We start from the raw sequence: 14,263 nt of genomic DNA on the forward strand, positions 1-14,263 counted from the left end.
AACATTTCATGACCTTAACTTTTTAACTTGTGAATGATTTGTACTGTGAATGATTGGTGTCATTTATGGCCCCAATCTTTAAATAAAAAGGCGGGCAGCTTGCGTAGAAGGCTTGTTGCTGCCCGGTTTAGAAGCTGTCCGTCTTATAGGAGGATGTTGTTATGTGTAAAGAACATGCAGGACCACCCCTGTCGGCAAGCATTGAATCTGATTCGTGCGGCTCTGCTTCTATGAAGGAGTCTCTTCTCAAAAACGTAGCCTCACAAGTCTCGACCTCCGGCATGTCCCCGCAAGCGATTGGCAGCGATGCCGAGGTAATTGACCGCTTCGGACGCATCATTAACGGGTATGGCGTTGATCTGGTGGATTGGCAGGGCTATATCGCCAACCCTTTCATTAATCTGACCGTGAAGCCTCCTGCCAGTGCGGCGTATCCGATCAGCATCACACTCAGGGCACAGGGCACGTCCCGGCTCATGATGAATCTGCCCAGCACGTTATCTGCCACTGGCGCTACGAAGGTGTTAAATTTTAATAATGCATCCGAGAGGAAGGATTTCAAACTGGAGGTTGCACCAGATCGTAACGGCGGCCCGGACGAGATTGAGCACTATACGCTCTCCCTCACCATTGCTGACAGTGCGGGAGCTTCACGAATTCATACCATTCCGATCCGGGTATGGGACCAGGACGATAATCAAGAAACCCAATTCCCGCTGGTATTCGATTACCGCTATGATACAGTCAATCACTATTTCGATGATCCGGGTATTCGCAAAGCCGCCGAGCAGGCGATTAAGGACTGGTTCTACTTTTTCGATATGGAGCCATTCGATACCGTTCCTGCCGGAACCGAACGCAACTATATTCCGAACAATGACTGGAACGGGCATACAATTGGAACAAATAACGCGCCCTATAATGGGGAATGGATTTTCCTGCGGGGTATCGACGGCCCGTATTCGACGGGATGGCCCGGCAACAGCGGTTTTTACCACACAAGGAACGGCGTCCGGGTGCCAGGTCCCATCCACCGTTCACTAGGAACTGCGCTGGATTTTTATCCCGATGCTCAGGTGTTCACCTCGCTGAATGATGACGACTGGTACAAAACCGATCTCACTCAGGTGACGGACGTATATGGTCTCATTATGCATGAGTTCGGCCACGCCGTTGCTTTTAGTGATTCGTGGGCAGGCATGCGCGCCTATCACAGCAGCGGCGGTGCTGACGCGGTCGTCGAAGCGTACCAAGGTGTACGTGTTCCGCTGGATAGCAGCTACCATATCCCGGGAGACCGGCAATACTGGGACCGTCTCAGCGGTCAAAGTGCAGGCTGGGCGGCAGAATTTCCGGTACGCCGCTGGATGCTGAACAAGCTGACCCTGCTCATTGCCGAGAAAGCCGGCTGGAAGCTGAACCGCAAACTAACCCCTTTCCTTGAACCGGAAATCGTTACAACTTCCTTGCCTAATGCCGTAAAAGGGCAAAGCTACAGCCAAAAACTAATAGCCAAGGGCGGTGTTCCCTTCTACGACTGGACACTGAAAAGCGGCAGTCTGCCTGCTGGACTGACGCTCGACCGCTTCACCGGGACGATCAGCGGCACCGTATCCGCCAGCCAATCGCAAAACAGCTACACATTTACGATTGAGCTTCGGGATTATGATGAGCTGGCGAAGCCGTTCACACGCAGCTTTACGATTCGTTTATAGGAAGCAGCTTTTTCTATCTAAGGGACATTTAGCCCTTTCTAATGCGTGTCGTTCTTGGTCTTAAGCGAACCAGTTCCTCACTGGTAAGCTGCCTTGTATAGGAACTTGGGGAAGAGCCTGTATCTACCGTGAGTACCCTGCCTGCCCCGTTGGGGCGGGCTACGCGTGTGTTGAACACCTGCATGAACCACTGCACCGGGAAGGCAATGGAGAGACGACCATCTGCTGTACCTGCATAGTTGACCGCAGCTGCATAATTATCCGACTGTCTGAGCCAGACAGAGCCGGAATCCCCCGGCAGTGATACAGGATTCGTGCCTCTTATGACGGTCTGATCCTCGAAGGTCAGCAGCCCCAGGCTTCCGCCATAATTGATTTGCAGGTCCGTATAGACAGACTCTACCGTACCATTGACCCGCCCGGTTGTACGCCCTACCTTTTTTAACCTTTCTCCTATGCGATAAGCGGTCACATGGCCCGGAATCGTTCCTACTGTGGCGTAACGCGGGCTAAGCAAGCTGTTGCGGGTCGGCAGGGAAAGCGCTGTATCAATCAAGTTCGTTCCGCTTGGATTCAAGCGTACGTAACGATACAGCCGTCCAATACGATCCCGGGGAACCGTTCCCCCGTCGGCTCCGCCCGGCTGAATCGTAGCCTCCCGATTGTCTGTATTGGAGGGATTAAGGACATGGTTGTTGCTGAAAAGATACCGTGTAGCCGGCGCTCCAGTTGGCGCAACGATCAATCCGGTTGTCCCGGAGCCTTCAATCGTTCCGACACTGTAGCCGGCGATGACCGGGCGTATGCGCACCCTGTAATCCGTGGCATTGGCTCTGATCTTTCCTGTTTTTACAATCCGGACAGGGACATTCGTTTTTTTGCCCAATGCTGTGGCAGACAGAAGTCCGGTGGAGGCCGAAGCCAGCCGGTCTGCATACACAATAACAGCGGCTCCCTTTTTGGGATGACCAGGGTCTTTGTACCCTACACCAATACCATGGACACCGGATAATTTTAATACGCGCTTCGCCATCCGCTTTTTCACTCGAAGGGCGGCCGAGAAGGTAGCCATCATCATCATCCCCTTTTACATTCAGATGAAATATTGTATGGCTAAGATCGCTTCGCGTTCCATTTGATCTTACGATCGCTGTTGCGGCGGGATTCATATGATTTTAAAAGCTTCCTATCGTGCCACTGCGCAGTCGGATGGTGCCATGGCTTTTCCTACAAAAATTTTTACAGGCGAACGTAAGACCTTGGTACAGCAGCATTTGGCCTGCTTTGTGCTTATCGTAGTATACTGAAAGAGCCGTGTACAAATGACACGGCTCTTTTTATGTCTAATGTTTTAAATATTAATTAGTAATTAGTAATTAGAGTCCTGGTAGATGAATCTATAGTTGTTTACCTTCAAGTTGATGTTCACCAATATAACTCTCTGAAAATCAGCTAACTCACGGAGTTTGGTAGAGTAGCGGTCCATTTGAATCTGGAGAAGCGCAGCGTTCGCCTTTGCAGCGGGACTCTAACCTTTAAATTGACTATCTATATAAGTTGAACTCCAAAAGATTCACATGAACGGAGTAGTCGGAATGGTGCTGTACAAGCGGAGCGGTCGCTTTTGTCCCCGGATTTCTACCCTTATTAGGGGCTTAATTCAAGAAATCCGGGGGCGGTGGCGATGGGAAGCACCATCCGTCTGCGCAGTGGCGCCTCATGTACATTTCCAGTTCAACTTATATGGCTCATTTGTCTTATCCCTTCACCGCTCCCTCCGCGATGCCCTCCATGATGAATTTCTGAAAGAACGCATAGATCAGAATGACTGGAATAGAGGTCAATACAAGTGCAGCCAGAATGAGCGACCAATCCTTGTTGTACTCGCCAAACAGCATATTCGTCGATAGAATCAGGGTGTAGTGATTCACATCCGTCAGCATCAACAGCGGAAGTAAAAAGTCGTTCCAAATCCACAGGAAATCCAAAATGGCAATAGTTACAGTAATTGGAAGTAACAAAGGAAATATAATGCGAAAAAACGTTTGGAACTCATTGCAGCCGTCCATTTGTGCCGATTCTTCCAGCTCGCGCGGAATGGATTTGACGAACCCGTGATACAAAAAGATGGCCATATTGACACCCAAACCGATATAGATCAGTGCCAGACCATACGTACTGCCTTGAACGGACAAGTCCTTCGCCATTCTCGTAAGCGGTATCATAATGGAGTGAAACGGAACCAGCATCGAGGCGACAAACAGGAAGAAAATCGCACTGCTCATTTTTCCCCGTGTACGAGACAGCTTATAGCCTGCCAGTGCAGAGCAGATCACGATGCCGCCAATGCCGACAAACGAAATGATCGTGGAATTCAAAGCACTGTTCAGCAAGTGGGTCTGGATAAAAGCCTGACTGTAATTTTCAAAGTGAAGCTTCGTCGGCAGCGCCGTAAAGGATGCGAACATCTCACCCTGCGTTTTAAATGAATTAATCACCGCCATATAAATGGGGAAGAAGGATACTATGGCCCCCGCGCACAGCAGCAACGTAATCAGCAGGGAATTGGCTTTTTTCAGCCTCATGCCTCCACCTCCTTCTTCTTCATGACACGCAGCTGGATCAGTGTGAAGATCAGGACGATGGCGAATAAAATAACAGATTTGGCGCTCGCATAGCCGTAACGGAAGTTGTTGGAGAACGCCTCCTCATAAATGTTCATCGTAATTACCTGCGTACTGCGTCCCGGCCCTCCGCCGGTCAGTCCATAGACAACCTCATACACCTTGAAGGCACCGTTCAGCGTCAGGAAGAAGCAGATGGTAATGGCATGGGTAATCATCGGCAGTGTCACGCTTCGCAATGTCTGAAATGCGTTGGCCCCGTCAATAATAGCGGCCTCCTTCAAGCTTTGCGGCACCCCCTGGAGTGCAGCCAGATAAATAATCATCATATACCCGACACCATTCCATAGCGAGACAATAATGATGGAGAAGAAGGATACCTTCGGATCGCCCAGCCACGATTGGCCCAAAAAGGCGATAGCTGTCTTTTCGGCAATCTGCGGCAGGACGGAGGAAAATACGAACGTCCACATAAATGCACTAATAATGGTACTAATCATATTGGGCATAAAAAATATCGTTCGGAAAAATCCTTTGGAACGCATACGCGACTCGATGAGCACGGCCAACACCAACGCCAGCACATTTTGCAGCACGATCATGACCAATACATATTTGAGCGTAAACCACAGGGAATTGAGAAAATCCGGGTCTTCTTTCAGCGCTTCTACAAAGTTCCCCAAGCCGAGAAAGCTGTAATTCGGATTCAAGCCGTTCCAGTCTGTAAAACTGTAGTACATGCCGCTGATCGTCGGAATGAGCAGGAAAATGGCGTAAAAGATCAGCGCCGGAGCGGTAAATGCCAGCAGCATCACATATTTTTTATAGATTTTAAAAGGCATGGAGTCTCCCCCTCCTGATGTATTTCTGTAGGCTACCGTTACTTGTTCACTTTGTTATACGATTTCCATGCCTTATCCAGTGCCTTGATCACGTCATCCTGCGAGAGCTGGCCTGCGTAGTAGGATTGAAGCGCTTTGCCTGCCTCATCCTTGACCGCTTGCGGGATGGATGGGTCTTGATATGATTTGCCTGCTTTCACGTATGCGGTAGCGTCATTGACCCAAGGATAGCTTTTGAACGTATGCACCTTGGAGATCGGGTTAAATTTCAATGCCTCATAGAACGCACTGGAATCCTTGTCGTCCAGCACATAATTGACAAAATCGAGCGCAACCTCCTTATTTTTGCTTGTGGAGGATACAGCCAGCGAAGTCGAAGTCGACAGATTGATTAAGGTTGCATTCGGATCATCGTTGATCGGCAGCGGTGCAACCCCAAAATCCATTTTCGGATCCGATTTCAAAATCGTTTCGGCAAACCACGGGCCTTGAATCCACATGGCTGCTTTGCCCGAAGCGAAGGCCGCTGATCCGTCATCCCCGCCAATTTCCAGCGCCTTGTCTGTGCCGTTGCTGTTCACCAGATCGATAATGTCGAACATGCTTTTCATTTCAGCAAAAGAGCCTTTATCCTGATTCATCCGGTCGATAAAATCCTTGTTCTGTGTGTTGATCATCGCACCTGCTGTCAGCGGCACGAATAGCTGTGGAATCCAGGATTCCTTGTAGGACAGCAGGAACGGCTTCACATTGTTCGCTTTCAGCTTCTCGACCACAGCCTTCATTTCGGTCAACGTTCCCGGTGGCTTCAGCCCCAGGTCCTTAAATATCTTTTTATTGTACAGATAGCCCCATGAAATCGTTTCCAAAGGAACCGCTACAACTTTGCCGTCTTTGGTCGTCACCGAAGGCTTCACACTATCCATTAATTTGCTGACAAACGGCTGACCGGACAAGTCCTCCAAATAACCCGCTTTATAAAACGGAGGAATTTCATTCACCGCATGCAGCGCGAACACATCCGGCGCATCGTTGGATGCAAGTCTTGTCTTCAAAATTTGTGCGGCATTGTCGGCAGGCGGCATCTCCAGCTGTACCGTAACGTCGATATTTTTATCTTTCTTTTCCTTCGCTACGAACGCGTTAATGTATTTATCGTAATGCTCCTTCAAGCGGGGCTGGGCGATAAACATTTTGAGATTCACGGTTTTGCCGTCTCCACTGGAACTGCCGCTGTCACTGCCTGAAGAATTCGCTCCACACCCGGCCAACAACGTACCAACCAGCATTGTGCTCAATACACCTTTCCATAATTTCATGCAAAATGACCTCCCCTAAGTTGAAAATAACGGTATTCGGCTGGCTAATCACTTGGTTATTCCAAGCAGCTATGCTGCCAGTCTTCAACCTCCATTCATGCTCCAAGTTGAGCTTCATAGAGGTCGAATCCTTTGTGCTGCTCGTTTTGTATACGCTTTCATTATAGAGTGGGAGGTCACTTCTGCCATTGGACACCATTAGCCTGTTGAGTTGGATTTTTTTAAACTTCCTTCCTCATCTCTCCGGGCGCCATACCAAAATGCTTTTTAAACACCCGATAAAAATAAGACACATCCTCATACCCCGCCATCTCCGCCACCGCTTTAATTGAGATCTGTTTATCTGCCAGCCATTCCCGCGCCTTTTCCATTCTCCGCTCTACAATATAGTCCGTTACATTTTGACCATACTCCTGCTTGAATACCTTGCTCATATACTCTTTGCTCACAAAAAAGTTTTTTGCCAGCTGCTCCAGTGTAATCGATTCGGCAAAGTGACGATCCATATAACGCCGTACCTCCTCCAGATTCAGCTTGTTTTTGTACTTCCGCTGTCGAATGAGCTGATCCAGCTCCTGACTATAGCACGCCGATACGAATCCCAGCGCATGTTCTACAGAGGATAACGCATCCTGCGACACAGGAAATCCAGCTTTCGCTGTTGGGGTATCCAGTCCGTTGTCTAATGCCAGCTCTTTTAGCAGGGAAAGCAGTTCCTGCACCAGCCGGCCCAACATAGGCTGACTTGGCGCTCCGAGGCGCTCCAGCTCCTGCATGACCTGCCTGCATGTCATGTTCACGCCGTCCTGATTCAGCTCATTAAAATAAAGACGCAGCAGTTGCTTATACCGGGTCAGTTTGTGGAAGAACTCATAATCCAGCTCCGCTTTTTCTTGCTGCTGCTCTGCCGCCCTGGTCTCCAGATCGTTTTTGCATTTGAGCAGCACCGCATTCAGCTCGGTGGGGTTAATAGGCTTGAGCAAATAATCGACAGCCTTATAGCGGATGGCATGTTTGGCATACGCAAAGTCATCATAGCCGCTCACGACAATGATTTTTACATCAGGAAAATGTTGATTTAACGCCTGCAGCAGCTCAACTCCATCCGCACCCGGCATCCGCATGTCGGTGATCACAATATGCGGGGCTAATTCCCCGGTCAGCCTGAACGCTTCGTCTCCGTCCTCAGCCTCACCTACCACCGACATGCCGAGCTTTTCCCATGTGCCAAATGTCTTCACAATATCGCGGTTCCATGGCTCATCATCGACAATTAATACCCTGATCATATGTCCCCCTCCTCTGCTGAGGTGAATGGAATACGGATCGTGACACGTGTACCGACGCCCTGCTCACTGTCTATGGTCACCCCGTAATTCACTCCAAAATTCATTCGTAAGCGTGAAGCTACATTGCTTAAGCCGATGTGACTGCCCTGCGCCCAGATCGGTTCCTCTGAAGCATTTTCCAGCTTGGCCCGTACTTTTTCCAGCTTATCCGGGGCCATGCCGTTACCATTATCGCAAACCGTTATCCATACATCTTCTTTCATAATCTCCACGCGGATTTCCATTCGCCATGCCCCCGCTTTGCGATCCAGACCGTGCTGAAACGCGTTTTCCAGCAATGGCTGCAGCGACAGCTTGGGCAGACGAATATCCATCGCCCGTTCATCCGTCTCCACCCGAAACACCAATCTCTGCGGAAACCGCCGCTGCTGGATGCGCATATAGTGTCCCGCATGGTCGAGCTCCGCGCGTAAAGAGGCCATATCCTGAGGCTCCCGTACCACGTAGCGAAACATCTCACTCAGCGAACGGATCACCTCATAGGTGTCCTCCGGCTTTTGGGAAAATACCATGCTTCCGATCATTTGCAGTGTGTTTTGCAGAAAATGGGGGTGAATCTGCGCCTGGAGCGCTTTCAATTCAGCCGTCTTTTTTTGCAAATTGATACTGTATTCCGTCTGGATATGCTCACGGATTCGTCCTGCCATATCATGCAGGCTTCTTTCCAGCAGCCCGATCTCATCCGGGCGTGTGCTCGGCTGTCCAACCGGCCCCTTAATCATTTCTAGTTCCTGTACGGAACGTGCCAAATGAACAATCGGACGTGCGGTCCGCCATGCGATGAAAACGGCAATGCAGATGGAAAGGAGGATCGAAATCACGCCCACGACAATGCCATATAGCATCGTTAAAAAGGCGCTATGATTAATGGATGAGGTCGGTACGATTTTGACCAGCCTCAGCCCAACCACACCCAGATCATTATAGAACACATAATGCCCGGCAGTTTGAATCATACCGGGGCCTGACCTAACGTCGCGAAGAGCCGTCAATACACCTGCAGGAGGAGGCGACTGGCGAGCCTGCACCGGATACATAATCCTGCCATCCGTATCTGTAATAAGCACCTGATGCTGATCTCCTCGTCCCAGCAAGCCTAGCGTCTGATCGAATTGCGACCACAGGACATCCAGTGAAATAGCACCTGTCTGCTTCTGATCCTCAAACCGCCGAATACTGCGGATTAGTGTAAAGCGTTCCGCATCGGTCGGACTCATGCGAATCCAATAATCCTTGTTCGCCTGCCACATCTCGGCATACTGCGGAGGAATACCGTTCACCGTCGTAATATCATTTTGCATCCCGTTGAAGGTAAAGAGGCTTTGCGATTGCTTCAAATAAAGCTGAATACCGATCACATGGCTTCCGGCCGAATAATACACATTCGCGAGCGTATTCAGCATTTTACGCTGGGCATTAAATTGGCTTGAAAGATTGCCCGGCTCGCGCTCATTCAAATAATCACTCAGATCAGGGCTGATCTGAATGCTGTAAATCAGCTGATTCAGGCGATCTAACTGGTCACTGATATAGATTCCCGTCCATTTCATATTGGACATGTTCGTCTCTACCACTTCCGTTTCCATCGACGCTCTGCTTTTTTCCGCAGCCAGCACCGTGACGGCAATGACCGGCAGCACCGATAAAACAATCATCGTTAAAATGAGCTTGAGCTGAATGCTGCGTCGATACGGGGCCATCAGCGCCCGAAACCAGCGGACTACTCGGGTTGGCATAGCGATGCACTCCTCTTGTTCTGCCATATGCGAAAACGCCCCGCTATTCGCAGGGGCGCTCATTTACCGGGGATTTCCCGGCAGGACACATATATGATTTCATTCATATGTCAAATTCAGCTCATTATACAGCATTTACGCTTCTTCGATAATTATAACACTCCACGGCTCCAATTTAAGCGTTTGTCCTTGAGTAATCGCCTGCTCCCCGATCAGCTCCTTGCCGTCTCCATGCGGGTACACCACCGAGCCCGCTTGTTCGGAATAGTTAAAATAATACCGAATCGTCCGTCCCTGTTCATTCGTGCCTGATTTAACAATGATCGGAAATGACGCTTCCTGATCTACTCCCCACACTCCTGCCTGCCCTGCAACAGAACGGAATAATTCGCGGATAACCGCCGGGCTGACGATACAGCCAATGTAAGTCGCCGTCCCCTGACCATAGCGGTTTTGCGTAATCGCCGCATATTTTCCCCAATGCGGGTGATCGTAATACGCCAACACCTCGGCAGTCGTCGGGGTAATCAGCTCCATCCACGTATCTACCTGATTGTCCTCTGCTGCTACTTTAAAAGGATTATCCTTGAGCGTCACGTTCTTCGGCTCCACGAACAAGCTGTAGTGAATGCCGCAGGCTTCACTGATCACGCCCGGCTGCCGGGAAGTTCTCACCTGCACATGCTCATCGGTAAATCCGCTGCGGGACGTATAGACTACATGACCGCCATTTTCCACATACCGATTCAGCTTCTCCAACAGCGCATTCGGCGCGGAGTAGAGTGCCGGGGCGATCAAGAGATCATAATCGTCAAACGATTCCGTCCCCGGATGAACGATATCCGTCCCGATATTCAGCTTGTACAGCTCATCATACAAGCGGCGTACAATGTCATTGTAATTCAGTGGACTGTTCATATTAAACTTAAACCAGTTAATCGATGTCAACGCTTCGTTGCTGACCAGGATGGCTGTTTTGTTTGTCTTTTTCAGATTGACCAGATGCGGAGACAATCTCGCAAAATCCTTCCCGATGGTCTGTGCTTCCTCATACACAGGATTTGGCTCAAAATCATGGCTCAGCAGCCCCTTCCAGTACGTTTCAAAGGAATTATGGATGGAATGCCAGTGCCAGTAAGCCACCATATTGGCCCCGGAAGCCAGATGGCTGAACGCTTGCAGCCTCAATTGCCCCGGATAGGGAACCCAGTGGGTAAAAGCCTGCGCTTCCGTTTCCAGCACCAGATAGTTGCTCTGTTTCGTCGAACGCGCCACATCGCCACCGAAGGAAATTTCAATGCCGGTCAGATCATCCTGTGATGGATGATAAATATCTACGCCAGTCACATCAAATGCCCGGGATGCCGCAAAATGATCCACATCCGGCTGAACACCAAAGGAATGGCCTCTCCACTCAAAATCAAAGTTTTGCGTAATAAATTGGTCTTCTCGCTTATATTCATTCACAATTGCGACCTGCCACGCCAGAAAGTCCGTCACCAGCTTGCGCTGGAATTGGGAAAAGGCTGCCCCCAAGCTTCCATTAATCGTTCCAACGACGGAAGGGAAATCCTCCCAGCTGTTGATGCGATTGCTCCAGTAATCGAGCCCAAATTTGTGGTTCAGCTCCTCCAGTGATTCAAATCGCTCCCGCAAATACTTTACAAATTGCAATTGCACATTCGGCCCACATGTGTTGTAATGCTTCGTCTCGTTATCCGTCTGAAAGCCGATGACCGCCGGATGCTGACTCACCCGTCCAATCAGCTTGCGAATGATGCGCTCAGCGTGGAACAGGTAGACAGGGTTCGTAATGTCCATAATCTGACGAGCCCCGTATTTGCCCGGACCTTGAGGTGTTGTTGCCAGGACATCGGGATGCTCCTTGACCAGCCATGTCGGAACGGCATAGGTAGGCGTGCCTACAATGACCTCAATGCCAGCCTTATGCATGGCGTCCAGCACCCGGTCCACGGAGGTGAAATCAAACACTCCGTTTTGCGGTTCATGCGTACTCCAGGTGGATTCGGCAATCCGCACCACGTTGATGCCTGCATCCTTCATCATTTGGATATCCTGGTCCAACCGGTCATAAGGCATGTACTCATCATAATAAGCAACACCGTACAGCAGCTTTTTCATGTAGTCGTCCTCCAATAAGTAATAGTAAGGGATGTCATCCTATCTCATTCGTTTCAAATGCCGTGGCTGTTATGTGGTTTCTTTAGGGACGGGACCGCCAGTTTCTTATCGGTAACGCCCTGCTCCGCAGAATCCACTTGCTGCTGATTTTTTTTCGCAATCGCCAGCCAGCCCTCTACGTCTTTTTCTCTAATCTTGTACAGCCACGCGAACAGTCCTGCCGTAATCAAGGCTCCTACACCAGGCACCACCGCATAGAGCGCGAATATCCATGTGAGAACCTGGCCGGTCTGCGGTACATTCGGGATATAGCCTGCAAAGGCAAGCGCATAAGCGACGATCCCACTGGCTGCCGCTCCTCCCAGCTTTCCTGCAAACGTCTGGGTGGCAAAAGCGGTTCCGCTGGCACGTACCCCCTTTTGGAACGCGCCATATTCGACGCAATCGGCGGTAAACATCGGTACCATGAGCTGCGGTGCGGAACTGAACAGACCGAACAGAACCGCGAATACACATACGACGATGGGATTGCTGTACCCGATGGCAAACAAGGACAAGCCCGTGGCAAACAATCCTACCAAGCTGAATACGTTCACCTTCCATTTACCAAATCTTTTAATAATCGGTGGCAAAATTAAAGCTGTTAGCAGCTGTATACCCAGGGAAATGAACATCAGTATTGAAATATAAATAGGATTTTTCAAGTTGTATAAGGCAAAGTAGCTGACGACAATCCCTTGCAAATTGGTCATGGACAATGTCATAAACGACATCAGATAGAATAAAAGCTGCTTGTTCTGCATGGGATACGTCATAATTTGCTTGAGCGTAACCTTCTCCCCCTTGTTGGAATAACGCTCTTTGACATTAAAACGGGTAAAATTCATGAGTACCAAACCCGCCGTGGCAACGATAACCGCTAAAATCGGCCAGGATATCTGATTGGCCACAGCTACCGCAGACGAGGAAATGACCATAAAAGCCAAGAACACCATCGTCCGGCCTCTGGACATCAGCAGATCGCGTTCGTGCGTGTTTTTCGTCATCAGTGTAGCCAGACCAAAGCCGGGCGCATCACTGATGGTGTAGCACATTTCCCATACCAGGTATGTGGCGGCAATATAAATGACCTTGACGGTCAGCGAAGCATCGCTGGGAACGAGAAACACCAATACCGTAAGTATGGGCAAAATGATAGAGGCGAGATTCGTCCACGGCTTGAACAAACCGCCTTTGAGCTGGGCCCGGTCAATGATCACGCCGAAGATTGGAGCACTAAGCGCATCCCATATGCGGGCCAGTACGAACAAAGTACCGATAATCGACACAGAAATGCCAACATAATCCGTATAAAATAGCATCGCAAAAGAGGCGACCAGACAGAGAATTGCGTTGCTCCCCAAAAAATAAACGTAATAGGACACACGTTCTTTCGTTGTTGTTTCCATAGTTCCTCCTAAATACAGTATGGCATCGCTTTCAATTTGTCTGCATATAAGCGCTTTCTTTTTGTGTAAAAGCCTATAGCAGAGCGTTTGTAAACGCTCTTTTATTATAGTCAAATGTTAGGTACAATGAGATTGTCTAAGCAGTGTAAAATTTGCCCTAATCGAAGGTGATCTTATGATATTAAATGCTGAAGTTGATCCATCTTTATTCCATGATTGCCAATGGTTGCCTAGAATTGACTGGAATGTGAAATTTTTCGGCGCTCATATTCACCGGGTCAAAGCGGACTGGCGCATGCCGGAGGAGTCTCATATCGGTTTTGAAATTGCACTCATTTTAGAAGGTCGTCAGGAAACGATTATGGAGAATAACGTGTATTCGGTTGGGGAGGGTGATATTTTAATTATTCCGCCGGGATTCAAGCATGTGAGTCAGTGTGTTTCCCCTGGTGGAATGTATTATTTTAGCACTCATTTTAATGTGGATGACCCATTGTTCCGTCAGGAGATGATCAAGAGCAATCAGCTCTTTTTCCCGGCGGGTACTGAAACCAATACCAAGCTGCAAAAGGTTGTCCATAGCTGGATCGGCATGGTACGGGAGAGTGGAGAATATACGACAGCAGACCGTTTTCGCATGCAAATTGCTTTGTTCGAGCTGTTTGGGATATTCTCGCAAATGATTTCTACGGGATTGGAGCCCAGAATTGCACCTTCATCCGTTCAGTATGCCAAAGCCATTATGGAAGCCATCCAATCCAGATTTAAACCCTACCGGGAGGATAAATCCGGCGAGCCGACATTCCGGATTGAAGACGTGGCAGCCTCCCTCGGAATCAGTCCCGGCTATGCACAAGAAGTGTTCCGCAAGGTATACGGCTATTCACCACGCCACTACCTGTCGGAGACCAAGCTTCATGAGGCCAAAGTGCTGATCCAGCAGCCCAATCTGCCGCTGAACAAGGTAGCTTCCCTGCTCGGATACTCCAGTCTGGCTCATTTCAGCAGGCAGTTCAAGCGCTGGACGGGCACCAGCCCGCTCAAATACCGCCAATCGTTAAAGCCCATTACTGCTGAGCATTAGGTTT

At 49.5% G+C, this 14,263-nt stretch carries 11 protein-coding genes; 3 read left to right on the forward strand and 8 right to left on the reverse strand.

Annotation, left to right across the window (positions count from 1 at the left end; genetic code table 11):
* Window positions 1-161 precede the first annotated feature (161 nt).
* A complete protein-coding gene (locus B4V02_RS21780) occupies window positions 162-1,715 on the forward strand; it encodes an Ig domain-containing protein (protein WP_094156383.1) in 1,554 nt (517 codons plus the stop codon).
* Between the two features lie 28 nt (window positions 1,716-1,743).
* Here B4V02_RS21780 and B4V02_RS21785 read toward each other — a convergent pair whose 3' ends face one another.
* On the reverse strand, window positions 1,744-2,790 hold the full coding sequence (locus B4V02_RS21785) for a hypothetical protein (protein WP_094156384.1): 1,047 nt from the start codon (window positions 2,788-2,790) through the stop codon (window positions 1,744-1,746).
* Window positions 2,791-2,884: 94 nt separating this feature from the next.
* Between B4V02_RS21785 and B4V02_RS25990 the strand changes: the two genes are divergently transcribed.
* Entirely contained in the window at window positions 2,885-3,022 is a 138-nt protein-coding gene (locus tag B4V02_RS25990) for a hypothetical protein (RefSeq protein WP_157739767.1), read from the forward strand.
* Window positions 3,023-3,472: 450 nt separating this feature from the next.
* On the opposite strand, the gene B4V02_RS21790 is transcribed toward B4V02_RS25990, so the two are convergent.
* The 7 genes from B4V02_RS21790 to B4V02_RS21820 all read right to left on the reverse strand — a co-directional run bounded on the left by B4V02_RS21790 (window position 3,473) and on the right by B4V02_RS21820 (window position 13,175).
* A complete protein-coding gene (locus B4V02_RS21790; RefSeq protein ID WP_007428711.1) occupies window positions 3,473-4,300 on the reverse strand; it encodes a carbohydrate ABC transporter permease in 828 nt (275 codons plus the stop codon).
* Entirely contained in the window at window positions 4,297-5,181 is an 885-nt protein-coding gene (locus B4V02_RS21795; protein ID WP_094156385.1) for a carbohydrate ABC transporter permease, read from the reverse strand. The genes B4V02_RS21790 and B4V02_RS21795 overlap by 4 nt, the downstream gene beginning before the upstream one ends.
* A gap of 38 nt (window positions 5,182-5,219) precedes the next feature.
* On the reverse strand, window positions 5,220-6,500 hold the full coding sequence (locus B4V02_RS21800) for an ABC transporter substrate-binding protein (RefSeq protein ID WP_007428709.1): 1,281 nt from the start codon (window positions 6,498-6,500) through the stop codon (window positions 5,220-5,222).
* Between the two features lie 221 nt (window positions 6,501-6,721).
* Window positions 6,722-7,789 carry a response regulator transcription factor gene (locus tag B4V02_RS21805; protein ID WP_094156386.1) on the reverse strand — a complete coding sequence of 356 codons (1,068 nt, stop codon included), beginning with the start codon at window positions 7,787-7,789 and terminating at the stop codon, window positions 6,722-6,724.
* Window positions 7,786-9,585, reverse strand: a complete 1,800-nt coding sequence (locus tag B4V02_RS21810; RefSeq protein WP_094156387.1) for a sensor histidine kinase — start codon at window positions 9,583-9,585, stop codon at window positions 7,786-7,788. The genes B4V02_RS21805 and B4V02_RS21810 overlap by 4 nt, the downstream gene beginning before the upstream one ends.
* 135 nt (window positions 9,586-9,720) lie before the next feature.
* Complete coding sequence (locus tag B4V02_RS21815) at window positions 9,721-11,727, reverse strand: beta-galactosidase (protein ID WP_094156388.1); 2,007 nt, start codon at window positions 11,725-11,727, stop codon at window positions 9,721-9,723.
* 53 nt (window positions 11,728-11,780) lie between these two features.
* Window positions 11,781-13,175 (reverse strand): MFS transporter, encoded by a 1,395-nt coding sequence (locus B4V02_RS21820; protein WP_094156389.1) that lies wholly within the window; start codon window positions 13,173-13,175, stop codon window positions 11,781-11,783.
* Between the two features lie 175 nt (window positions 13,176-13,350).
* Here B4V02_RS21820 and B4V02_RS21825 point away from each other — a divergent pair, with 175 nt between their 5' ends.
* Window positions 13,351-14,259, forward strand: a complete 909-nt coding sequence (locus B4V02_RS21825; protein WP_094156390.1) for an AraC family transcriptional regulator — start codon at window positions 13,351-13,353, stop codon at window positions 14,257-14,259.
* Window positions 14,260-14,263: the final 4 nt, after the last annotated feature.

The organism is Paenibacillus kribbensis (assembly GCF_002240415.1).
GTDB classification, from domain to species: Bacteria; Bacillota; Bacilli; order Paenibacillales; family Paenibacillaceae; genus Paenibacillus; species Paenibacillus kribbensis.

Coding starts and splice junctions, on each gene's coding strand:
- B4V02_RS21815 (WP_094156388.1), bottom strand. CDS start 11,727: ATGAAAAAGCTGCTGTACGGTGTTGCTTATTATGATGAGTACATGCCT.
- B4V02_RS21780 (WP_094156383.1), top strand. CDS start 162: ATGTGTAAAGAACATGCAGGACCACCCCTGTCGGCAAGCATTGAATCT.
- B4V02_RS21795 (WP_094156385.1), bottom strand. CDS start 5,181: ATGCCTTTTAAAATCTATAAAAAATATGTGATGCTGCTGGCATTTACC.
- B4V02_RS21820 (WP_094156389.1), bottom strand. CDS start 13,175: ATGGAAACAACAACGAAAGAACGTGTGTCCTATTACGTTTATTTTTTG.
- B4V02_RS25990 (WP_157739767.1), top strand. CDS start 2,885: ATGATTTTAAAAGCTTCCTATCGTGCCACTGCGCAGTCGGATGGTGCC.
- B4V02_RS21785 (WP_094156384.1), bottom strand. CDS start 2,790: ATGATGGCTACCTTCTCGGCCGCCCTTCGAGTGAAAAAGCGGATGGCG.
- B4V02_RS21825 (WP_094156390.1), top strand. CDS start 13,351: ATGATATTAAATGCTGAAGTTGATCCATCTTTATTCCATGATTGCCAA.
- B4V02_RS21805 (WP_094156386.1), bottom strand. CDS start 7,789: ATGATCAGGGTATTAATTGTCGATGATGAGCCATGGAACCGCGATATT.
- B4V02_RS21810 (WP_094156387.1), bottom strand. CDS start 9,585: ATGCCAACCCGAGTAGTCCGCTGGTTTCGGGCGCTGATGGCCCCGTAT.
- B4V02_RS21790 (WP_007428711.1), bottom strand. CDS start 4,300: ATGAGGCTGAAAAAAGCCAATTCCCTGCTGATTACGTTGCTGCTGTGC.
- B4V02_RS21800 (WP_007428709.1), bottom strand. CDS start 6,500: ATGAAATTATGGAAAGGTGTATTGAGCACAATGCTGGTTGGTACGTTG.